This is a genomic window from Kitasatospora sp. NPDC085895, from assembly GCF_040702125.1.
In the GTDB taxonomy this organism is placed as follows: domain Bacteria; phylum Actinomycetota; class Actinomycetes; order Streptomycetales; family Streptomycetaceae; genus Kitasatospora; species Kitasatospora arboriphila.
On the sequence record NZ_JBFBJY010000023.1, the window covers coordinates 42,211 to 63,663 of the forward strand.

Below are 21,453 nucleotides of genomic sequence, written 5' to 3' on the forward strand. Positions count from 1 at the left end.
GCGGCGGCGCCGGCGGACGAGGACGCGCCGGGAGTTTCCGCGCACTCCCTCCGGCGGGCACGGGAGCCGCGTAGCGTCGGCGGGAGGAGCGGGCGGGCGACGGGGAGGCACGGTGGACGGGACGCTGGGCGGATGGCGCAGGACGGGCCGGGAGGTGCTGCACACCGGGCCGTTCGTCCGGCTGGTGGCGGACACCGTGCAGGGGCCGTACGCGCCGCCGTTCCGCTACGAGCACGTCGAGGTCGCGGACGCGGTGCGGACGGTGGCGCTCGACGGCGACGGGCGGCTGCTGCTGGTGGAGGACGACTTCTACCTGACCGGTCGCCGGATGCCGCACCTGCCCGGCGGAGGCGTGGAGGCGGGCGAGGCACCGGAGGCCGCGGCCCGGCGCGAGTTGGAGGAGGAGACGGGGCTGCGGGCCGCCGGGTGGCGGCCGCTGGGGGCGATCCACCCGCTGCCGTCGAGCACGTCCGCGGTCACCCGTCTCTTCCTGGCGAGGGGCCTGTCGGCGGGGACGATGGCGCGGGACTCGACGGAGGCCGGGATGACGGTGCACCGCTGCACGCTGGAGGAGGCGCTCGCCCGGGTGACCTCCGGGGAGATCACCGAGGCGGGCAGTGTGGCGGCGATCCTGTTGGCCGCCCGTTCGGAGGCCGCCGGCGTCTGACCCCCGGGCGTCAGGGCCCGGGGCGGTGTGCCAGCAGGACGAGTTCGCGGTCGTGGGCGGCGAGGAGGCGCCGGCCGGGCAGCACGGCGAGCCCGGCCGTCCTGCCGGGGAGCCGCAGGTCGGGAGCGGGCGGAGTACGGGTCGTCGGGTCGGTGAGCCGTACCGTCCCGTCGTCGCCGCCGGAAGCCAGCACGGGCCGGCCGGCCCACTCCCCCGCGGCGAGTGCCCCGAACATGCCGCGGTGCGGGGCGGGAGCGGGGGCGAGTTCCGCACCCGAGCGGACGTCGTGGAGGCGGAGCGTTCCGCGCCAGTCGCCGGTCGCCACGACGGCCCGGCCGTGGACGGCGGTGAGGGCGAGGGCGTTCACCGCCGAGGTGGTGGCGGCCGGGAGGCCGGCCAACCGGCGGCCGTCCGTCAGGTCGTGGACGAGGACGTCGCGGTCCCAGCTCTGGTCGACGTCCATGCCGCTGGAGGTCGCGGCGAGGGGCCGCCCGTCGACCACGGCCGCTGCGACGGCGTGCACGGCGTGGTCGTGTCCGGTGAGGACGGGGCCGAGCGCGCACTGCCCGGCCAGGTCCCAGAGCCGGGTGCCGCCGTCCTCGTGGCCGGTGACGGCGACCGGGTTGCCGCCCGGGTGGCAGACCGCCACGGAGACGGCGTCGTCCACCGGGAGGTGCCACAGGCAGTCACCGGTCTCCGGGTCGCGGACGAAGCGCGGGTCGTAGTCGCCCACGGTCAGCACGACCGGGCGTCCGCCGACCACGGCCGTGGCGATGCCGGCGAACCGGCCGGTCCCGAAGGCGCCGAGCAGCCGCCCGTCCGCCACGTCCCACCACCGGACGCTGCCGTCCTGACCCGAACTCGCCGCCACCGCACGGCCGTCGACGACCGTGGTGGCCACGGCGTTCACCGGTCCCCCGTGCCCGCCGCCGACGGCCCGTCGCACCGCGCCGCCGGCACCGGCCCCCACCGGGCCGGTGGCCCACTCCGCCACCCATGCCATCGAGTCCCCCTCCCGTCGCGGTCGGTCCATGATTCCCGACCGGCCGACGGGACGACGCGCACCGGACCCGCCGGTGTCCGAACGGTCCGCCGATCCGCTGCTCCCGGGCACCGGCCGACCGGCCCACCCCTGGTCGATCACCCGACCGCGGCACCGCGGTGCCGTGCGGATCACCGGCACCACGGGCGGCACCGCCGTCCCGGCCTTCGAGCCGGACACGGTGTCCGGCTCGCTGCACTGCGAGGGCAACCGACCGGAGCCGTCCACCACCGGCACCACCGTGGCGGGACCGCGCACCGGCCGGTGCCGGCCCTGACCGGCGGCCCGGCCTCCTGATCCCCGCGTGCGGGAGCGGTCACCGGCCCGTGCCGGTGACCGCTCCGCGGGTGGTTCGGTACTGCCGTTGCTCAGCACTACTGCTGTTGCTCAGCACTGCGGACGACGCCCGTGGTTCGCTCCGCGCCGGGCACGTGCCTTCTTCTTGCGACGCCGTTTCGACGACATGACCGCTCCTCTCACAGCCGGCCCCCGTCCCACCGTTCCACACCGGGCCCGGATCGGCCTGCGGGCGGGCACCGGGCGCGGCACGGGTCAGCGGCGCGGGCTCCGCCCGTACAGGAGGTACGCCACCAGCCCGAAGACGTTCCCGAGCAGGCAGATCACCATCCAGGTCTGCGGCGACCAGCGGCGGGTGTCGGGGTGGCGGGAGATGTCGACCATGCAGGTCACGGCGGGGACGAGGGCCAGCAGCGGAACGAGCGCGGCGATCGTCCCGGGTGACGGGGACAGGGCGGCGGTGACCATGCGGCGATGCCCCTCCGGGTGCGGACCGGGGCGGCCGGGCGGCCGCTCACCCGAAGCCTTCGACCCGGGCCGCCGCCCGTCAAGACCCGCCGCGGACCCTCAGGCGTCCGGTGCGGCGGTGAGGTCCTCGGCACCGGGCAGCCAGTCGCGGCCGGGCCGGTACTCCAGCCAGCGGCGGCGGCGTCCGGCCGCGGCGAAGGCGTCGAGCAGGGCCGGGACGCCCGGGTGCGGCCGGTCCCGGTGCCAGACCAGCGACCAGGCGTAGAGCGGGGTCGGGTCGGCGAGGGGCACGACCGCGATGCCGGGCCCGTCGCCGAGCGGGAGTTCCGCGGGCAGCAGGGCGAAGCCGTCGCCGCCGGCCCGGACCCGCTCCAGCAGGTGGTCGAGGCCGAGGTTCGGGCCGCCCGGCTCCACCGGGACGGCGAACCGTGCGGCGAAGGCGCCCAGGAAGTCCAGCCGGCCGGCGGCCGCGGGCAGCAGCAGCCGCAGTCCGGCGAGGTCGGCCGGGCGCAGCCGGCCGGCGGCGGCCAGCGGGTGGCCGGCGGGGAGCACCGCGTCGACCGGCTCGAACCGGACCGGGCGGTGGGCCAGTGCCTGCTCCAGGCCGTCGTCGAGCGGGTGGAAGCGGCCGAGGGCGGCGCCGATCTCGCCGCGCAGCAGGGCGGCGGCGACCCCGGGCAGGTCCCGTCCCGGGCCGATCTCGACGGGCGGGCCCGCTCCGTCGTCGAGCACCGCCCGGACGGTCCGCAGCGGCTCGAACAGGTGCCCCCAGAGGTCGACCCGGATCGGGCTCCCGCCGTGCCGGACGGCGTCCACCGCGGCGGCGCCGGCCGCCAGCGCGGCGCGCGCGGGGTCGAGGAAGCGGAGCCCGGCGGGGGTGAGGCCGACCCGGGTGCGGCTGCGGTCGAACAGCCGGGTGCCGAGGGTGTCCTCCAGCCGGGCGATCCGCTTGGACAGGCCCTGCTGGGTGAGCGAGAGCGAGCGGGCCGCGTGTCCGAAGTGCAGGTGGTCGGCGGCGGCGACGAACGCCCGTACCTGCGCCAGGTCGAGATCCACGGTGATCATTCTCGCCGACGGCAGGCGCCCGGTGGACACCGGCTGCGGGTTCCCGCCGCGACACGCCCTCCGTGCGCGACCCACCCGGTCGAGTGACAATCCCGGCTCCCGTACCGGGGTCTGTTGCAGTCTCGGCGGGAACGCCCGTTCCTCGGGCGCCGAGCCGCGGCCGGGCGGCCGCACCACGGAGGACCTCAATGGCGAACATCCCGAGCGACCTGAAGTACACCAAGGACCACGAGTGGGTGCGCGAACTCGGCAACGGCCGGATCCGGGTCGGCGTCACCGACCACGCCCAGAAGCAACTCGGCGACCTGGTGTTCGTCGAACTTCCGCCGGTCGGGCGCACCTTGGACACCGGCGAGCCCTTCGGCTCGGTCGAGTCCGTGAAGTCCGTCAGCGACGTCTTCGCGCCGCTGGCGGGCAAGGTCACCGCCAGGAACGAGGAGCTGGAGAGCGACCCCGAACTGGTCAACACCGACCCCTACGACGAGGGCTGGTTGATCGAGATCGAACTCGCCAAGGGCACCGACCTCAAGGGCCTGCTGTCCGCCGCCGCCTACGGCGAGTGGATCACCGAGGGCGCCTGATCTGGACGTACCGCAAGGGGCGGGTGGGGGCGCCTCCCGCCCCTACGGGTCGTCCGTACGCCTTTGAAGCCGCGCTCCATGCCGTTGGGCGCTCCATGCCGTTGGGCGCTCTATGTCGTTGGGCGGGCGGCGCGGGCGTGCGCGTCGGCGAGCAGGTCGCGGGCGAGGCCGGTGGTGGCCGGGCCGGGGTTGAGGATGCAGACCCATGCCTGGACGGCGTAGGCGGGGTGCGGCAGCAGCCGGTCGGTGGCGGTGTAGTCGTAGGCGTCGTGGTGCTGCTGGTGGGCGGCGGGCGGGTGGCCGATCAGCTCCTCGAAGGCCCTGCGGCCGACGGAGACGTTGAGCCGGAAGACTCCGGGCCGGTCGAGGTCGGACGCGGTGTCGAAGCCCGCGTAGTCCTTGGTCACCAGCGTCGCGAACGGCATCCGGCGCGGGGACTCGCCGTCCGGGTCGTGGAAGAAGAAGGTGTCGCCCCAGGCGACCTCGGGGGCGCCGCCGGCCGCGTCGGCGGTGACGGCGACGACGCCGGGCAGGCTCCGGGCGTACTCGATGATCCCGTTCTCGGTGGTCAGGTCCATGGCTTCAAGTCTTCCATTCAAGTACCTGTTGGCAGTTGGTGCGGGCAGAACGGCTTCAGCCCGGGGGCTGATGGTCGCTAACCTTCAAATCGGCTGGAAGGTCACAGGAGGAGGAAGCGGTGGCGGAGCAGCAGGGGCCGGGACTCCGACCGGTCGACCTGGCCCGGGCGGCCGGGATCACCACCCAGCAGATCCGCAACTACGCGGATGCCGGGATCCTGCCGCCCGCGCCGCGGACCGCCGCCGGGTACCGGCGCTTCGACGACGGCCACCTGGACGCGCTGCTCGCCTACCGGGCGCTGGCCCGGGGCTGCGGCCCGCAGCGGGCGCGGGCGGTGATGCGGGCGGTGCATGCCGGGGACCGCTCCGGCGCCCTCGCCCTGCTGGACGCCGCCCATGCGGCGCTGCACGGCGAACGGCAGGCGCTCGCCGCCACGAGCACGGCGCTGGAAGCCCTGGCGGACCGGCCGCCGCAGCCGCGGTGCCCGCCGGGGCGTTCCGCGGGCCTGCGGATCGGGGAGGTCGCCGCACTGCTCGGTGTCCGGACGTCCGCCGTGCGCACCTGGGAGGCGGCCGGCCTGCTGGTGCCGGGGCGGGAGCGCGGCACCGGCTACCGCAGTTTCGGCCCGGCCGACGTCCGGGACGCTCAGGTGACCGCGGTGCTGCGGCGGGCGCACCACGGGCTGCCGCAGATCCGGTCGGTCCTCGACGATCTGCGCCGCACCGGCAGTACCGGCGCTCTGCGGGCCGCGGTGGCGCACCGGCACGCCGTCCTCGACGGGCAGGCGGCGGCGCTGCTGGAGGCGGCCGTGCACCTGTCCCGCTGTCTGGGCACCCGCTGTCCGGGCGCCGGCTGTCCGGGCACCCGCTGACCTGCGGGAGCCGCGGCGCAGGTCAGTGCTCGGCGGGCCGGGCCGGGACGCAGTACAGGCCGAGGACGGCGGCGGCCAGGTAGGCGGCGGCGCCCACCGCCATGGCGGTGCGCAGGCCCGCGCCGTAGCCGGCCGCGGTGGCGAGCAGCGTGCCGCCGAGGGCGACGCCCGCCGCGCTGCCGATCTGACGGGTGGTGTTGAACAGGGCGGAGGCGGTGCCCGCGTACGCGGCGGGGGCGGCGGTCATCGCGGTGGTGGTCGTGCCGGTGAGGGCGAAGGAGGTGCCGAAGCCGGCGGCCATCATCGGCAGGACGAGCACCGGGTACGCCGGGTCGGGCCCGGCGGCGGCCCAGCCGGCCAGGCCCGCCGCCGCCAGGAGGAGGCCGGCGACCACCAGCGGGCGGTGGCCCGTCCGGCGGGCCAGCCGGCCGGAGAGGACGGAGGCGAACATGGTCATCGCGACCGCGGGGAAGAGCGCGGCGCCGGTGCGCAGCGCGCTCCAGCCGCGCTGGTGCTGGAAGTCCAGGCTGGCGGTGAACACCATGCCGTAGAACGCGAAGTTGAAGAGCAGACCGATCACCGCGGCGCCGCTCAGGGCGCGCGACCGCAGCAGGCGCAGCGGCAGGACGGGTGCACGGGCCCAGCGTTCGCGGGCCGCGAAGGCGGCCGCGGAGAGCAGTGCCAGGCCGGCCGCGGCCAGCACGGCCGGGTCGGTCCAGCCGCGCCGGCCGGCCTCGTTGAGGGCGGCGGTGAGCAGGGCGACGGTGGCCACGACGGCGCACTGCGCGGGCCAGTCCACCGGGCGGGCGGGGTTGCGCGGCGAGGCGTCGACGTGCCGCAGGGTCAGGGCGAGGCAGGCGGCGCCGACCGGCAGGTTGATCAGGAAGACCCAGCGCCAGCCGACCGAGCTCACCAGGACGCCGCCGAGCAGCGGTCCGGCGGAGGCGGCGATGCCGGCCATGGAGCCCCAGAGTCCGAAGGCGCGGGAGCGGGCGGCGGCCGCGGGGTAGGACTGCTGGAGCAGGGCGAGCGAGCCGGGCACGATGAGCGCGGCGCCGAGGCCCTCGACCAGGCGGGCGGTGACCAGGACGGGGGTGTTCCCGGCGAGTGCGCAGCCGGCCGAGGCGGCGGTGAACACCGTGACGCCGGCGCAGAAGACCCGGCGGTTGCCGAGCCGGTCGCCGAGGGCGCCGCCGGTGAGCAGCAGTCCGGCGAAGACGAGGGTGTACCCGTCGGTGATCCACTGGATGCCGGTGAGCGTGGCGCCGAGCTCCCGGCCGATCACCGGCACGGCGACGTTGATGATCGTCACGTCGAGGATCACCATGAAGTACCCGGCGCACACGGCGAGCAGCGGGGCCCACGAGCGCGGCCCGGCCGTGCCGTTCCGCGCGCCGTCCTCCGTGCGCTCCTGCCGCGGCCGGCCTCCGGGCCTCTCCGTACCCGCCACGCGTGCCTTCCGGCCTCGGACCACCTGGACGCGTGCCACCCTACGGGAGGCCGGGGCGGGTGTCCGTGAGGCGGCGCCGGGCCCGTCGTGGAACGGCGCCGTACGGGGCGTCAGTCCTCCTTGTGGGCCTTGAGCTTGCGCCAGACCGTACCGAGGGCGGCGAGGTCCTGCTGGTCCAGGACGTCGGTGAAGACCGGTGCCAGGCAGGCGCGCCGGGTGGCGTCGGCCTCGGCGAACAGCTCGCGGCCCTGCGGGGTGAGCGCCACCTCGACGGAGCGGGCGTCCCGGGCGGAGGGGGTGCGGGAGACCAGGCCGCGGGCCTGGAGCGCGTCGAGCACCCGGGAGACCTGGCTGCGGCTGAGCATGGTGCTGTTGCCGAGGACGGAGGCGGCGACCGGCTCCTCGCCGTTGGCGAGCCAGAGCATCACCTCGAACCAGGAGACCGGCAGGTCGTGCGCCTTGGTGAGGGCGCGGTCGACGCGCTCGGTCAGTGTGGTGCCGGCCCAGACCAGGCCGTAGAAGGCGTGGTCGGCCTCGGACATCTCCGCCGGGGTGAGCTTCCTGGTCGCCATGGGCGCGATTCTATCGTGCGTGCGTGCACACGCACCTACTTGCGTGTGTGTGCACGCAATGCTTAAGGTGTGTGTGCACACACCGAAGGGATGCTGCGGCTGCCAGGCCGCCCCCCGCTCCGGAAGGAACCCTCACCATGTCCTCCTCCAAGGTCGTCCTGATCACCGGCACCTCCTCCGGCATCGGTCTCGCCGCCGCGGTCGCCGCCGCGCGGGCCGGCTGGCGGACGGTCGCCACCCTGCGCGACCCCGACCGCGCCGACGCGCTGCGCAAGGCCGCCGCCGAGGCCGGTGTCGAGCTGGACGTCCGCCGGCTCGACGTGGTCGACGAGGCCTCCGTCGCCGCCGTGGTCGACGGGGTGGTCGCCGACCACGGCCGCCTCGACGCGGTCGTCAACAACGCGGGCGCCGGGCACCTCGGCACCCTGGAGAACGAGACCGTCGCGGACGTCCGCGCCGTGATGGAGGTCAACTTCTTCGGCGTCCTCAACGTCTCCAAGGCCGCGCTCCCCCACCTGCGGGCCACCGGCGGCCGGCTGATCACCGTCACCAGCGTCGGCGGCGTCATCGGGCAGCCCTTCAACGAGGCGTACTGCGCCGCCAAGTTCGCGGTCGAGGGCTACATGGAGAGCCTCGCCCCGGTCGCCGCCTCGGTCGGCGTGGCCGTGAGCGTCGTCGAGCCGGGCGCCGTCGCCACCGAGTTCGTCAACAACATCGGCCTCGACCTGGAGGCCGAGGTCGCCGCGGCCGGCCCCTACGCCCCCGCCCTCGGCGCCTACCTCGACCGCACCGTGGCACAGTTCCTCAACGGCGCGCAGACCCCGGCCGAGGCCGCCGGGACGGTCATCGAGGCGCTGACCGCCGAGCGCCCGCCGTTCCGCCTGCAGACCTCGGACTGGGCCCGCGGCTTCACCGGCACCAAGCTGACCGACCTGGACGGCTCCGCGGTGCTCGGCATGACCGGCAGCTGGGTGGGCTGACCCGCCCGTCCCCGACGCGCCGCAGCGGCGGACCGCCCCGAGGAGGGGTGGCCCGCCGCTGCGGCGCATCCGCGTTCCGGGGCCGCCGCCGGGCCGCTCAGGCCCAGGGCAGCGCGGCCCTCGTCCGCCAGTAGGCCTCCGCCGGCTCGGCGAGCACCGCGAGCCCGGCCAGGTCGGACGGCACGACGGCGAGCCCGGCGGCCGAGAGGTTGGAGGCCAGCTGCCCGGCGGTGGCCGCACCGGAGAGCACCAGGTCGGCCCAGGGCTGCGCGGCGGCGGCCGCCAGCGCCAGGGCGTCGCAGGAGGCACCGGTACGGGCGGCGAGCTCCCGCAGCGCGGCGGTGTCGGGGCCGGTCGCGTTCCGGTCGGCGAGGCGGCCGTTGGCCATGCCCTCCTTCACCACCACCAGCCAGCCGGCCGCGTGCGCCTCGGCGAGCGCCGGCGCGGCCGAGGTCTCCAGCAGGTTCCAGGTCGACTGGACGGCCGCGAACAGCGGCCGCCCCTCGAACTCCACCGCCAATGCCGCCCGCACCGCCTCCCCCTGGGCCGGCCCGCTGGTGGACAGCCCGACCCGGACGCCCTCCGCGGCGAGCCCCGCCAGGCGCTCGTGCAGCGCCGGGTCGGTCAGCGCCGGGCTGTCGGGCGTCACCGAGTGGACGAGGTACACGTCCGGCAGCCGGCCGAGGGACGCCCGGGTCTCCTCCACCTGCCGGTCGAAGACCGCGACCGCGTGCTCCTTGACCTCGTGGACGGGCACGCCCGAGGCGCGCCAGTCGGCCGTGTAGGTGTAGCCCCACTTGCTGCCCACCACCGATTCGGCCGCCGCCCGCGGCCGGGCGGCCAGCCACCCCCCGAGGAACTCCTCCGCCCGCCCGTAGGAGCGGGCGGTGTCGAAGTACCGGACGCCGGCCGCGAAGGCGGCGTCGAGCAGCGCGTGCGTCCGCTCCCGCAGCGCCTCGACCGTGCGGCCGGCCGGCAGGTCGAGGTCCCGCCCGAGGGTGATGTAGCCGGGGCGGCCCACCGCCGCCGTGCCCAGGCCGAACCGGGCGATCGACGGGCCGGCGGGTCCGGTGGCTGCTGCGGCCGGCATGGCGGGTCCTCTCGGTGGTGCTGGTGCGGCGGGCCGGTGCGCCCCGCCCGCACCAGCACCCTACCGACCGCTCCCGCTCCCGCTCCCCGGCCCGCCGGGCGGGGCCGCCCGCGGGTGCGCCCGGCCCGGGGCGCACCCGGGCGAAAGGACCGTCAGATCGCGTGCGACCCCGGCCCCGGTCGAGGCGTCTTGTCAGGGTGACAGCAGATCGGCCGAGCACGGCGCAGCCCGGGGGAACCACATGCACGAGGCACTCGACTTCGACGAGTTCGCGTCCACACGAGCGCGAAGGCTCTTCCAGGTCGCGTACCTGATGTGCGGTGACTTCCACCAGGCGCAGGACCTCGTCCAGGTCACCTTCGCCAAGCTGTACGCCTCCTGGGGACGGCTCGGGCGCACCGTCCCGGACACCGGCCTCGACGCGTACGCCCGCAAGGTGCTGCTGCGGACCTACCTGTCGCAGCGCCGGCTGCGCCGCTCCGGGGAGATACCCACCGGAGCGGTGCCCGACCTGCCGGACGGCCGCGAGGGCGGGCGGACGGCGGAACTGCGGCTGACGCTGCTGGCCGCGCTGCGGCAACTGCCGCCGCGCAACCGGGCGGCCGTGGTGCTGCGCTACCTGGAGGACCAGAGCCTCGAATCGGTGGCGGAGACGCTCGGCTGCAGCGTCGGCGCCGTCAAGGGGCTGAACACGCGCGGCCTGGCCAAGCTGCGCGAACTACTGGGCGAGGACCGCGAACTGCTGTTCCGGCACTGAGGAACGACGAGCGCACGAGGAGTGCTGAGATGGGTCTTGAGGACGACCTGAACGGGATGTTCGCCGAGAGCGTCCACGAACTGAGCCCGCCGATCGGCGAGATGGTGGCCGAGGGCAAGCGCGCCGGGCGGAAGCGGCTGCGGATCCGGCGGACGCTGCAGGCGGCCGGTGCCGCGGTGGCGGTGGCGGCCGTGGTGACGGCGGTCGCCGTCGCCGGTCCCCGGCCCGGCGCCGCACAGGCGGAGGGGCCCGCGGCGGCCGGCACGGCGCCGCCGTCCGCCGTGGGCCCCTCCGCGGCGGGTCCGTCCGCCGCGAGCCCGTCCGCGGGCAAAGGGCCGGCGGGCGCGGAATCCGGCACGGGCACGGTGTCACCGAGCAAGGGCGCGGTGGCCGAGCCGGGGACGGCGGACCTGACCTGGCAGGCGATGACGGAGATCCTGTCGGACCTGCTGCCGCCCGGCGCCCGGCTGGGCAACCTGAACGCGTTCGGCGTGAAGTACAACACCAAGCCGAACCAGCGTTACATCGAGCTGGAGTACGACGACGGCCACGGGCCCTCCACGGTCATGCTGACGGTGAGCCAGGGCGGGCCGCCGAGCCCGGTCACCTGCGAGACCTGGCAGGGCGGCTCGGACGAGGGCACCCGGAAGAGCGGCTACGAGGCGCCGCTGTGCAGGACCGAGCAGCTGCCGGACGGCGGCCGGCTGCGGATGTTCGTCACCGGCACCGACGTGGCGGGCCTGTACGACGAGATGATGGACCTGACCCGGCCCGACGGCACCACCGTCCAGGTGGTGGCGGCGAACGGCACGCTCGACCAGTACACGGGCCAGAAGGGGGTGCCGATCACGGTGACCCGCGAGCGGCCGCCGCTCGGCCTGGACGGCTGGAAGGCGCTGGTGCAGAGCCCGAGGTGGCAGCTGAAGGTACCGCAGTCGGTGGTGGACTCCGGCCGTGCCTTCGCCGAGTCCGTCACCCGCTTCCCCTGCCCGGACGGTGCCAAGAAGGGCGACTGCACGATCGACTGACCCCCGGCCGGTCCGCCGCTCCGGCGCCCGCCGCGGACCCCGCCGACGAACGCACCACCGTGGCGCCCCCACTCGACCGCCCCTCGCCCTCCTCCGCGCACGCTCCCCGTGTCAGCGCGGCACGAGGACGGCGACGTGCGACCCGAACGCCATCGCCAGCCGTCCGTCCGGGACGGCGGCGAGCGCCTGCACGGGCTCGGGCAGCACGCGGTCGGCACCGGCCCCGCGGCCGGTGCGCGGATCGAGGAACCGCACCGCACATCCCTCGCGAACGGCCGCCACGGGCCGTCCCCCTGCTGCCCCGACCAGCACCGCCGTGGCCGCGGACGGCGCCGCGGATATCTCCGTACGGCCGATCTCCGCCATCCCCGTCAGGTCCCACAGCCGCAGCGTGCCGTCGCGCGCCGTGCTCGCGGCGACCGGTGTCCCGTCGAGCACCGCCGTGGACACCGAGGTCACCCAGTCGGTGTGCCCGGTCAGCGGTCCGCCGATCGGACGGCCGGTGGTCAGGTCCCACACCCGCACCGTCCGGTCCCAGCTGCCGGTGACGGCGACGGCCCGTCCGCCGAGCAGGGTGGTGGCCACGGCCGTGACCCGGCCGGTGTGACCGGTGAGGGGCTCGAACACCGGCTCGCCGGTGGTCAGGTCCCGCACGCCGACGGTGCGGTCGCTGCCTGCGGTGACGAGGACGGGGCGGCCGTCGGCCACCGCCGTGGCCGCGGCCAGCACACGCCCCTGCGCGCTGTCGTAGGGGCGGTGCACCTCCTCGCCGGTGGCCGGGTCGGCGGTGCGCACCGTGCCGTCCGGGGCGATGCGGACCAGCAGGGTGCGGCCTGCCGTCACGGCTGCCGCGAGGACGGCGGCCTCGGTGGGCAGCAGCGCGGCGGCCTGCCGCCCGGTGGCCAGGTCCCAGCTGCGGACGGTGCCGTCGGCAGCCGCGGTGACGGCCACCGGGCGGCCGTCGACCTCGGCGGCGGCGAGGGCGCGGACGGGGGCGGTGTGGTGGCCGTCGTCGGCGCCCTGCGGCGGCGGGCCGGCGAGGTCCCAGGTGCGGAGGGTGCCGTCGTCGCCCGCGGTGACGCAGACCGGCCGGTCGTCGACGACGGCTGCGGCGACGTCCCAGACCTGACCGGCGTGTCCGGTGAGGGGCTCGCCGAGCTGTCGGCCGGTGGTGGTGTCCCACACCCGCACCGTCCGGTCGAGGCCGGTGGTCACCGCGAGGGCGGCGGACGGGGCCGTCACCGTGTCCAGCGCCCACACCCGGTCGGTGTGGCCGGTCAGCCGCGGGCCGGGCGGGGTGGCGTCGGCGTTCGGCCGGGTGGCGACGGTGCCGTCCTCCTCCGCGGTGAGGACGGCCGGCCGGCCGTTGTGTGCGGTGCGGCGGGACACCGCGGGTCTGCCGTCGGACCCGGTCGGGCCGAGGATCGCGAGACCGCCGTTGGTCCGGGCGGAGACCAGCGCCCACAGGTCGGCCGACCCGCCGGAGCCCGGTGCGGGCGCCGGCGTCCGGTGTCCGGCGGGCACGCCGGTGAAGGTCCGCGGTCCGTCGCCGTGCGGCCGGTCGGCCGTCAGGTCCCAGCAGTGCAGCACTCCGTCGGATCCGGCGACCAGCGCGACACGGCGCCCGCCGAGCCGGACGTCGGTGGTCCGGGCGTCGAGCGCGGCACGGCCTGCGGCCGGCACGGCGGTGAGCTCGGGTTCGTCCTGGTGGTCGAGGGTGACCGCGACGGCCCGGCCGTGCGCGACCGTGAGCTCCGACACGCCGTGCAGGGCGCTTCCCCGAGTCCGCGGCAGGTCGGCCTCGGCGAGCGGGAGTCCGCTGTCGAGGTCCCAGAACCGCGGTGTCCCGCCGTCCACGGGCGTCTCGGCCCACGCCGTGCCGTCGGCGTACAGGCGGGCCCGCAGCACCGGCAGGCTCTCGCCGACGGACGTGCCGCCGGTGGGCGGAGCCAAGTCCCGGACCTCGACCGGCCGGTCGCCCGGTGCCGAGACGGCCGTCCGGCGGCCGCCGAGGGTGCAGACCGTCACGACCGCCGGATGGGCGCCGAGCAGACCGCCGGTCACCTCGTCCCAGACCTGCAGGGTCCGCGCCGCGTCCATGGTCAGCAGCACGGCGCGGCCGTCCAGCTCGGCGCGTTCCACCAGGGCGACGACCTCGCCGACCGGGCGGCCCGTCCGCAGGTCGCGGATCGTGACGGCCTCGTCCGTGTCGAGGCCGAGGACCAGCGGGCGGCCGTCGACCTCGGCCACGGCGAGGGCCAGCGCCTCGGCCGTCACCGAGGAGAGCCGGTCGGTGCGGCCGGACGGCCAGGCGTGCACCTGCTGCCCGGTCGCCGTGTCCCAGACCCGGACGGTGGCGTCGCGGCCCGCCGACACCACCACCGGGCGGCCGTCGACCACGGCCACGGCCACCGCCTGCGCCGGGCCGTCGTGGCCGGTGAGGGTCCGCCGCAGGCGGGGGTCCGCGGCGGGTCCGCCCACCCAGGCGGTGTGCCACTCCGGGGCCACGTGCCCGGTCACCTCGCGGGAGTCGTCGGGTGCCGTCGCCGGACCCCGGTCGTCGCCCGTACCGCCGCCCCGCCCCGTGCCGTTCATGACCTGCACCGTAGCCGCCGCCACCCACGACCCGTGCGGGCGGGACGCCCACGGCCCCGCCGCGAGGACGTCAGCCCCAGGCCATCACGTACTCGTGCTCGAACACGGTGTACCCGGCCCGGCCGAAGGCGGCCGCCATCGGCGTGTTGCCGACGTCGGTGGAGGCCCGGACGGTGTCGGCGCCGGCCGCGGCCAGCACCCGGGTGCCCTCGGCAAGGATCTCCTCCGCATGTCCCCGGCCGCGGTGGGCGGGCAGTACGCCGAGGTAGGCGATGATCGGCCGGTAGGCGTTGCGGGCCGCGACCACCAGGCCCACCGGCTCGCCCGTCCCGGCGGACTCGGCGACCCGCCACCACGCGCGCGGGGTGGTGTAGTGCGCGAACTCCTCGTCGTACTGCAGCTGTGCGGCCTCACGGGCCGTCATACGGCGCAGGTCGTCGCGGCTGTGGGCGTCCAGGGTGCCGGTGAGGATCCCGGTGCAGAGGTCGACCACCTCGGCCTCGCCGGCGGCGGGCCGGAAGCGCAGCCGCCCGGTCGGGCCCGGCACGGGGGTGCCGGCGCGCCACTCCAGGCGCAGCCGTTCCACGAACGGCACGGCGCCGAGCCGTTCCACGACCGCGAGCGGGCCGTCGACGGCGGCGCGCACGGCGGGGTCCGCGCGCCAGCCGGCGGGCAGGAACCGGGTGTACTTCGGCGGCACCGCGCCCTCGGGCACGACGACGGCGAGTGCGTGCCGGAGCAGCGCCTCCGCGGTGGCCCGGTGGCGGGGCAGGTGGTCGAGCACGTCCAGCAGCAGCGGCTCGGTGCTGCCTGGCGGGCACCACCAGCCGACGCGGGCGAGCAGCCGCCCGTCGGCGTCCAGCGCCGTCCAGAGCAGCTCCGGACGGCGGCGCCCCGAGGCGAGGTCGCCGGCGATCTCGTGGTTGAACAGGTACGGCAGCCGGTTGAACAGCTGCACCTCGTCCGGCCCGGTGATCGGGCGCAGCACGATGCCGTCGGTGGTGGAGGGGGAAGGCGGTGCGGGTACTGCGGTCAAGGCACGCTCCGTGTGTGGTGCGCCCGGCCGCTCCGGTCAGCGCTGCTGCGCCGTCCGGGAGGGTCCGTGCGCGGTCGTCCTGCTGGTCATCGCCGGCACTCCTCTCACGTCGTCCAGGTGACTTCGCGTCGACCCGGAGTTCTACCCGTCGGAAGCGACGGATGCAAACGATTATTCGCGGGCCCCTCGGCTGCTACCATGTGCGTGCTGCCTTCGGCGCCCGAACTGGGCTTGTCCGGAGGCTTTTTTCATGCCTTCCGACACGCTCGCACCTCCCTCGTCCGCCGTCCCGACCACCTACCGCACGCTGCTGCGCACCGGGCGGTTCGCCGCCCTGTTCACGAGTTTCACGCTGACCGTGGCCGCGAACGCGCTCGCCGGCCTCGCCCTCGGCACCCTCGTCGGCCGGCAGACCGGCTCACCGTTCCTGACGGCGGTCAGCATGTACGGCGCCACGTTCGCGACCGTCCTCGGCGCGTTGACCCTGATGTCGGTCGCCGACGGGCGCCGCCCGCGCCGGACCCTGCTGGTGCTGCACGGCGTGTCGTTGGCGGGCACGGCCGCGCAGGCGGTGCCCGGCCTGCCGCTGGTGGGCCGGTTCGGCGTGCTCGTGGTGCTGGGCTTCGTCCAGTCGCTGGGGACGGCCACCCGGATGGGGCTGCTCGCCGAGGCGGTGCCCGCCGCCGGGTACGCGCCGGCCCGTTCCCTGATGAACATCGCCTCGGGCGGCCTGACCGTGCTCGGCTGCGCCGCGGGCGCCGCGCTGCTGCAGCAGGTGGACCCGCAGCGGGTGCTCGCCGTGGCGGCCGGACTGAGCGCGCTGTCGCTGCTCGTGGTGGCGGCCGGTGTCCGGGAGCGCCCGATCGGCCCGGTGCGCAGGCCGGGCCTGCGCAGCACCTGGGCGACCAACGCACTGCTCTTCGCCGACCCGGGCCGACGGGCGCTGCTGCTGAACCTGTGGGTGCCGAACGGACTGGTGGTCGGCTGCGAGGCGCTGTTCGTGCCGTTCGCCCCGGAGCGTGCCGGTGTCCTGCTGGCCGCCGCCTCGGCGGGCATGATGGCCGGCGACCTGGTGGTGGGGCGGCTCGTCCCGGCCGCGGTGCGCCACCGGCTGGCGTTCCGGCTGCGGTTGCTGCTCGCGGTGCCGTTCCTGCTGTTCGCGCTCCGACCGCCGACGGCCGTGCTGGTGGTGGCCGTGTTCGCGGCGGGCGCCGGGTTCGCCGCGACGCTGCCGCTGCAGGAGCGGCTGTTGGCGCTGTCGCCGGGTCATGTCCGTGGCCAGGTGCAGGGGGTGGAGTCGGCCGGCCGAATGACCTGGCAGGGCATCGGCGCCGCGCTCGCCGGCGGGACGGCCCAGGTCCTCGGCACCGGGACGGCGATCACCCTGCTGGCCGCGGTCTCCGTCGCGGTCACGGTGCTCTCCCGGCCGGCCGTCGCCCGGGCGGGACGCGCGGCGGGCGACGGGGGCGTGTCGTAGCGGCCGCGGGGGCACGGTCGGCGGCGAGGATGGGCCGGACCGGCGAGGGAGGCTGCGGTGCGGGCGAGGAAGCTGCGGAGGTTCGAGGCGCGTGCCGCGGACCGGTTGATCTTCTTCTCGGACGCCGTGGTGGCGATCGCCATCACCCTGCTGGCGCTCGAACTGCCGGTGCCGGAGGGGCCGACGGTCGCCGCGTTGCGCTCCGCCGTCCACGAGGATCTCGGCCACTACACGGCCTTCCTGATCAGCTTCGCCGTGATCGCGGCCGCCTGGGGCCAGCACAACCGGGCCTTCCGCTACACCGAGCGCGCCGACGACCGGCTGTGGACCCTCAACGCCTGCTGGCTGCTCACGATCGTGCTCAACCCCTTCGCGACCAAGCTGCTCACCACCGAGGGGGAGGACACCGACACCGTCGGCCTGCGGTTCGGGTTCTACGCCCTGCTGCAGTGTCTGGCGCACGCCTCGGTGATCGCGATGGAGCGCCGGATGACGGCGCAGCAGCTCCGTGACCGCGACGTCCCGCCCGAGCTGGTCGCCGCCGGGGACCCGGTGCTCTACGGGCTGCTGCTGGGCTTCGGCCTGTCCGTTCCGCTGTTCTTCGCGACTCAGTACGCCTGGATCCTCTGGATCGTCGTCCCCGTCGGGGCCGGGCAGCTCTCCCGGTACCGCGCCCGGACGGCCGCCGCCGACTGACCGGGCGCCGCCGCCCGCTGCCGGAACGGCGCCTGCCGGGAAGGTGCCCGGAGTCGGGAAGGGTGCCCGGAGCCGGGACGGTCCGCCGTACGCCGCGAGGTGGAGGCCGCACGGCTCAGGGATTGGTCTCCGGGCGTATGCGGGCGCGACCTCCGAGCGATGCGGCGGCGGGCTCCGCCCGGCCAGCATGGCCGGGTGATCGAGGACATGACGTGGTTTCGGATGACCGTGCCGGAGCTCCTGGCGGTGCTGGGGGCCGTGGCGTTGGTGCTGGCGCGGTGGCTGCCGCCGGCGGCCCGGCGGGTGACGGTGGCGGCCGGCGGCGGCGCCGTCCTGGTGGGTGGCGCCGCAGCGGCGCTGACCGGTGGACTCCGCTGGCAGCTGGCGCCGGTGTTCGCCACCGCGGTGCTGGTCGCGCCGTTCGCCGTCGCCCCGCTGCTGCCGCGGCCGGGCCGCACGCCGCGCCGGGCTCGCCGGTGGCTCGCGGTGCCGGCCTCGGCGGTCTGCCTGTTGCTGGTCGCGGCGGGCCCGGCGGCGGCCTGGGTCTTCCCGGTACCGGAGTTCCCGCGGCCGACCGGCCCGTACGCGGTGGGCACCCGGGTGGTGGAGTGGTCGGACGGGCAGCGTCCCGAGCCTGCCACCGACGACCCCGACGACCGGCGCACCGTGGTCGTCCAGCTCTGGTACCCGGCCGAGCCGGCCGCCGGGGCAACTCGCGCCCGCTACCTGGGGCGGACGGCGCAGGAGTCCCGGACGGTCGCCGACGCCCTGGCCGGGTACGCCGGACTCCCGGGCCTCCTGCTCGACGGGCCTGCGCGCGCCCGGACCCGGGCGGTGCCCGACGCCGCGGTGGCCGCCCGCGGCGGGCGGTTCCCCGTGGTGCTGTTCTCGCCCGGCCTGGGCGGCGTGCGCGGCCAGAACACCGCCTGGGCGGAGGAACTTGCCAGTCACGGCTACGTGGTGGCCGGTCTCGACCACCCCTACGACTCCGCCGCCGTGGTGCTGTCCGACGGCCGGACGGTCCGCACCCGGGTGACGGCCACCGGCGACCGGGCCGAGGACGAGCGGCGGGCGGTCGGCTGGAAGGAGGTCCGGGCCGCCGATCTCGGCTTCGTCCTCGGCCGGCTGCAGCGGATCGGGCGCGGACAGGACGCGGACCCGCTGGCCGGCCGCCTCGACACCGAGCGGGTCGCGGCGGCGGGCCACTCGCTCGGCGGGGCCGCCGCGCTGCTGGCCGCCCGCCGGGACGCGGGCTTCGCCGCCGCGATCGACCTGGACGGTGCCCCGCACGACGCCGACCCGCAGCCCCTCCACCGGCCGGTCCTCGCCCTCACCCAGGAGATCGGGCCGCAGACCGATCCGGACTACCTGCCCGCGCTGGAGAGGGTCCTCGATCGCGACACCGCGGTGTCCTACCGGCTCACCGTGCCCGGCACCGCGCACCTCACCTTCACCGACGCGCCGCTCTACCTGCCGCCGGTGCCGTCCCTGGTCGGCACCCTCGACCGCGCCGACGGCCCCCGGCTGACCGCGGCCGCGTGCCTGGCCTTCCTGGACGCCGTCCTGCGCGACCGGCCGGGCGACCCGGCGGCGGCCCTCGCCCCGCTCGGCGAGCTCACCGTCCACCACGGGCAGGGACCGGGCTGACCGGCGGGGCGGCCGGCGGACGGACCGTCACGCGCACCGCGCGGCAGTACGGTTCGCCGGCCTCCGGCGAGCCGGTCCGACGGGGCCCGTCCGAGGTGCCCGGCGGGGCTTGAACCTCCCGCGACGAGAGGTTCTACCGTGGCGGTCGTGATCGGGAGGGACGACCCCGCCGGGCGGCGGTGGAGCATCGGCGAGCTGGCGCGGGCCACCGGCGTGACCGTGCGGACGCTGCACCACTACGACGACATCGGCCTGCTGCGGGCGAGCGGGCGCACCGCCTCGGGGCACCGCCGCTACCGCGGACGACCTGCACCGCCTCTACCGGGTGCGGGCGCTGCGGGCACTCGGCCTGTCGCTGGAGGAGATCGCCGCCGCGGTCGAAGGCCCGCCGGCCGACCTGGCGGCGATGCGCGACCTGCTGGGCACCCAGCTGGCCGCGCTCCGGCGCCGGGCCGAGCGGATCGGGCGGCTCACCGAGCAGGTCGAGGGCCTGTTGCGGCAGCTCGACCGGGAGTCGATGCCCGATCCGGACCGATTCATGACGGCCTTGGAGATGATCTCGGTGCTCGACCAGTACCCCACCCCGCAACAGCAGGAGCAGTTGGCCCGCCGCAGGGCCGAACTCGGGCCCGAGGCCGTGGAGGCGGCGCGGACCAGGTTCGCGGCCCTCATCGAGGAGCTCCTCGCCCACGTCGGGGCCGGCACGCCCGTCGACGACCCGCGCGTGCAGGAGCTCGCCCGCGGCTGGGACGAGTTGGGGGCGGCGTTCCACAGCGGCGAGGAGACCAAGCGGGCCGCCCGGCGGCTCCGGCAGGACCGCGGTGCCGAGCTGAGCAGCAGCCTGCCCTGGCCCGCGGAACGCACGGCCGCACTGGTCGACCACCTCGAACGGGCCCGGCGGGCCCGCTGACACCGGCGGTGCGCCGACCCGGAAATGGGGCGACCGGCGCACCGCCGTCCTGGCATCCTGGGCGTGTGGAGAGAGCGGAGATCCGGATCGAGTTCGTCCCCGAGCTGCACGTCTTCGTGAACGCGCGCAGGCGGGACGGCCGGTCGGCGGTGACGACCGACGGCAGTTCGACCCTCGGGCACGTGGTGGAGTCGCTCGGCGTCCCACTGACCGAGGTGGGCGGCCTCGTCGTGGACGGTGCGGCCGCGGACGCCTCCCACGTGCCCGCGGCGGGCGAGGAGGTGGCCGTGCTCGCCGTCGCCCGGCCGCAGCGGCTCGCCGGGCCGCCGCGCTTCCTGCTCGACGTCCACCTGGGCACCCTGGCCCGCCGGCTGCGGCTGCTCGGGGTGGACGCCGCCTACGAGAGCACCGACATCGGCGACCCGGCGCTGGCGGCCCGCTCGGCCGCCGAGCAGCGCGTGCTGCTCTCCCGGGACCGCGGGCTGCTGCACCGCCGGGAGCTGTGGGCCGGCGCCTACGTGTACAGCCACCGCCCCGCCGACCAACTGCGGGACGTGCTCTCCCGGTTCGCTCCCCCGCTGGCCCCGTGGACGCGCTGCACCGCCTGCAACGGGACGCTGCGCGAGGCCGACAAGACCTCGGTGCGCGCGCACCTGGAGCACGGCACCGAGCGTTCGTACGACGTCTTCGCCCAGTGCACGGCCTGCGACCAGGTGTACTGGCGCGGCGCCCACCACGAGCAGCTGAGCGGCATCGTCACCGAGGCGGTGGCGGAGTTCGGCGACGGAACGGCGCCCACCGCTGCTCCGTCCGGGCCGCTGCACACCTCGGTGGCCGCGCAGCGCCGGCGCCCGGACGGGGCAGCGGTGGGCGCCGGACCGGCCTGAGCGGGGTCCGCCGGGCAGCGCACCCGGTCGCCGTCCGACCGGTCCTCAGGCCGGCGGCAGGCAGGCGTCCCGGAGGCGGTGGAGGGTGGTGCGCATCCCCGCCCGGTTGCGCTCCGCGCGCTGCGCGGCGGGCGTGCCGGAGAAGACCAGCCCGAGGGTCTCCGCCACGAACGCCCCCGCACCGCCGCGCCGCCGGTCGATCCAGTACTCGGTGACCAGCGTGCCGTCGCCCTGCGCTTCGAGGCGGTAACCCCAGCGGGCCACCGGCAGGCCGAAGGTGGTGACGTCGAAGGCGAACTCGCGCTCCGGCTCGGCGACGACGATCCGGCAGGTCGTGAACCAGACCCAGCCGGCCCGCCGGTTGAAACCGACGAAGTTCCGGCCGCGCCGCCAGACACCCACCACCTCGGGGCTGAACTCCTTCATCCGGCGCACGTCGGCGAGCAACGCGTACACCGCGTCCGGCGGGACGGCGGGGAACTCCAACGACTCCTCGACGGTCCAGATCCGCGCGGCACCCATCGGCCGGTCTCCTCCCCCTGCGGTGTGCGCGAGGCGGCCACCGCCCCGCGGGCAGCACGATACGCGCGGCCGCCGGACGGCGGTACCCGCCCCCGAGCCGCATCCGGGCTGCGCAGTTCCCCCGCGCCCCTGGTCGGTCCGGCCCGACCCGTCGCTGAGCCGCAGCGGACTGCAGGGCGGCGGGGGGTGGCACAGACTGAGGGTGGATCCCGCCGTAGTGGGGCGGGCGGTCGGGC

Annotated in this window: 22 protein-coding genes; 12 read left to right on the forward strand and 10 right to left on the reverse strand. The window is 76.4% G+C overall.

The window, feature by feature from the left end:
- Positions 1–112 precede the first annotated feature (112 nt).
- Positions 113–667, forward strand: coding sequence for an NUDIX hydrolase (locus tag AB0442_RS17165; protein WP_366163645.1), 555 nt, complete (start codon positions 113–115; stop codon positions 665–667).
- A gap of 10 nt (positions 668–677) precedes the next feature.
- Here the strand turns inward: AB0442_RS17165 and AB0442_RS17170 are convergent, their stop codons facing one another.
- Complete coding sequence (locus AB0442_RS17170) at positions 678–1,670, reverse strand: hypothetical protein (RefSeq protein WP_366163647.1); 993 nt, start codon at positions 1,668–1,670, stop codon at positions 678–680.
- A 73-nt stretch (positions 1,671–1,743) separates the two neighbouring features.
- Here AB0442_RS17170 and AB0442_RS17175 point away from each other — a divergent pair, with 73 nt between their 5' ends.
- Positions 1,744–1,986 (forward strand): hypothetical protein, encoded by a 243-nt coding sequence (locus AB0442_RS17175; RefSeq protein WP_366163648.1) that lies wholly within the window; start codon positions 1,744–1,746, stop codon positions 1,984–1,986.
- A 275-nt stretch (positions 1,987–2,261) separates the two neighbouring features.
- Here the strand turns inward: AB0442_RS17175 and AB0442_RS17180 are convergent, their stop codons facing one another.
- Positions 2,262–2,474 carry a PLDc N-terminal domain-containing protein gene (locus tag AB0442_RS17180; RefSeq protein WP_366163650.1) on the reverse strand — a complete coding sequence of 71 codons (213 nt, stop codon included), beginning with the start codon at positions 2,472–2,474 and terminating at the stop codon, positions 2,262–2,264.
- 99 nt (positions 2,475–2,573) lie between these two features.
- Positions 2,574–3,539, reverse strand: a complete 966-nt coding sequence (locus AB0442_RS17185) for a LysR family transcriptional regulator (RefSeq protein ID WP_366163651.1) — start codon at positions 3,537–3,539, stop codon at positions 2,574–2,576.
- A 188-nt stretch (positions 3,540–3,727) separates the two neighbouring features.
- Between AB0442_RS17185 and gcvH the strand changes: the two genes are divergently transcribed.
- Positions 3,728–4,120, forward strand: coding sequence for a glycine cleavage system protein GcvH (gene gcvH, locus AB0442_RS17190; protein WP_366163652.1), 393 nt, complete (start codon positions 3,728–3,730; stop codon positions 4,118–4,120).
- A gap of 110 nt (positions 4,121–4,230) precedes the next feature.
- Here the strand turns inward: gcvH and AB0442_RS17195 are convergent, their stop codons facing one another.
- Positions 4,231–4,698 (reverse strand): DUF6194 family protein, encoded by a 468-nt coding sequence (locus AB0442_RS17195; protein ID WP_366163654.1) that lies wholly within the window; start codon positions 4,696–4,698, stop codon positions 4,231–4,233.
- Positions 4,699–4,817: 119 nt separating this feature from the next.
- Here AB0442_RS17195 and AB0442_RS17200 point away from each other — a divergent pair, with 119 nt between their 5' ends.
- Positions 4,818–5,570 (forward strand): MerR family transcriptional regulator, encoded by a 753-nt coding sequence (locus AB0442_RS17200; protein ID WP_366163656.1) that lies wholly within the window; start codon positions 4,818–4,820, stop codon positions 5,568–5,570.
- A gap of 22 nt (positions 5,571–5,592) precedes the next feature.
- Here the strand turns inward: AB0442_RS17200 and AB0442_RS17205 are convergent, their stop codons facing one another.
- Positions 5,593–6,897, reverse strand: coding sequence for an MFS transporter (locus AB0442_RS17205; RefSeq protein WP_366163721.1), 1,305 nt, complete (start codon positions 6,895–6,897; stop codon positions 5,593–5,595).
- A gap of 233 nt (positions 6,898–7,130) precedes the next feature.
- On the reverse strand, positions 7,131–7,592 hold the full coding sequence (locus tag AB0442_RS17210) for a MarR family transcriptional regulator (RefSeq protein WP_366163657.1): 462 nt from the start codon (positions 7,590–7,592) through the stop codon (positions 7,131–7,133).
- Positions 7,593–7,729: 137 nt separating this feature from the next.
- Between AB0442_RS17210 and AB0442_RS17215 the strand changes: the two genes are divergently transcribed.
- Positions 7,730–8,572: an SDR family NAD(P)-dependent oxidoreductase gene (locus AB0442_RS17215; protein WP_366163659.1), complete on the forward strand. Its 843-nt coding sequence runs from the start codon at positions 7,730–7,732 to the stop codon at positions 8,570–8,572.
- A gap of 97 nt (positions 8,573–8,669) precedes the next feature.
- On the opposite strand, the gene AB0442_RS17220 is transcribed toward AB0442_RS17215, so the two are convergent.
- Positions 8,670–9,662 (reverse strand): aldo/keto reductase, encoded by a 993-nt coding sequence (locus tag AB0442_RS17220; RefSeq protein WP_366163661.1) that lies wholly within the window; start codon positions 9,660–9,662, stop codon positions 8,670–8,672.
- Between the two features lie 241 nt (positions 9,663–9,903).
- On the opposite strand from AB0442_RS17220, the gene AB0442_RS17225 reads away from it, so the two are divergent.
- Both AB0442_RS17225 and AB0442_RS17230 read left to right on the forward strand, forming a co-directional pair.
- Positions 9,904–10,419 (forward strand): SigE family RNA polymerase sigma factor, encoded by a 516-nt coding sequence (locus AB0442_RS17225; RefSeq protein WP_366163663.1) that lies wholly within the window; start codon positions 9,904–9,906, stop codon positions 10,417–10,419.
- A gap of 29 nt (positions 10,420–10,448) precedes the next feature.
- Positions 10,449–11,447 carry a hypothetical protein gene (locus tag AB0442_RS17230; RefSeq protein ID WP_366163665.1) on the forward strand — a complete coding sequence of 333 codons (999 nt, stop codon included), beginning with the start codon at positions 10,449–10,451 and terminating at the stop codon, positions 11,445–11,447.
- A gap of 111 nt (positions 11,448–11,558) precedes the next feature.
- Here the strand turns inward: AB0442_RS17230 and AB0442_RS17235 are convergent, their stop codons facing one another.
- Both AB0442_RS17235 and AB0442_RS17240 read right to left on the reverse strand, forming a co-directional pair.
- Complete coding sequence (locus AB0442_RS17235; protein WP_366163667.1) at positions 11,559–14,042, reverse strand: WD40 repeat domain-containing protein; 2,484 nt, start codon at positions 14,040–14,042, stop codon at positions 11,559–11,561.
- 70 nt (positions 14,043–14,112) lie between these two features.
- Positions 14,113–15,078 (reverse strand): GNAT family N-acetyltransferase, encoded by a 966-nt coding sequence (locus AB0442_RS17240; RefSeq protein WP_366163669.1) that lies wholly within the window; start codon positions 15,076–15,078, stop codon positions 14,113–14,115.
- A 250-nt stretch (positions 15,079–15,328) separates the two neighbouring features.
- Between AB0442_RS17240 and AB0442_RS17245 the strand changes: the two genes are divergently transcribed.
- The 5 genes from AB0442_RS17245 (at position 15,329) to AB0442_RS17265 (ending at position 20,695) form a co-directional block, all read left to right on the forward strand.
- Positions 15,329–16,555: a hypothetical protein gene (locus AB0442_RS17245; RefSeq protein ID WP_366163670.1), complete on the forward strand. Its 1,227-nt coding sequence runs from the start codon at positions 15,329–15,331 to the stop codon at positions 16,553–16,555.
- A 57-nt stretch (positions 16,556–16,612) separates the two neighbouring features.
- A complete protein-coding gene (locus AB0442_RS17250) occupies positions 16,613–17,251 on the forward strand; it encodes a TMEM175 family protein (protein WP_366163671.1) in 639 nt (212 codons plus the stop codon).
- Between the two features lie 207 nt (positions 17,252–17,458).
- On the forward strand, positions 17,459–18,898 hold the full coding sequence (locus AB0442_RS17255; RefSeq protein ID WP_366163723.1) for a hypothetical protein: 1,440 nt from the start codon (positions 17,459–17,461) through the stop codon (positions 18,896–18,898).
- 325 nt (positions 18,899–19,223) lie between these two features.
- Positions 19,224–19,808: a TipAS antibiotic-recognition domain-containing protein gene (locus tag AB0442_RS17260; RefSeq protein WP_366163673.1), complete on the forward strand. Its 585-nt coding sequence runs from the start codon at positions 19,224–19,226 to the stop codon at positions 19,806–19,808.
- A gap of 65 nt (positions 19,809–19,873) precedes the next feature.
- A complete protein-coding gene (locus AB0442_RS17265) occupies positions 19,874–20,695 on the forward strand; it encodes a Mut7-C RNAse domain-containing protein (protein WP_366163724.1) in 822 nt (273 codons plus the stop codon).
- A gap of 45 nt (positions 20,696–20,740) precedes the next feature.
- Here AB0442_RS17265 and AB0442_RS17270 read toward each other — a convergent pair whose 3' ends face one another.
- Positions 20,741–21,217: an SRPBCC family protein gene (locus AB0442_RS17270; protein ID WP_366163675.1), complete on the reverse strand. Its 477-nt coding sequence runs from the start codon at positions 21,215–21,217 to the stop codon at positions 20,741–20,743.
- Positions 21,218–21,453: the final 236 nt, after the last annotated feature.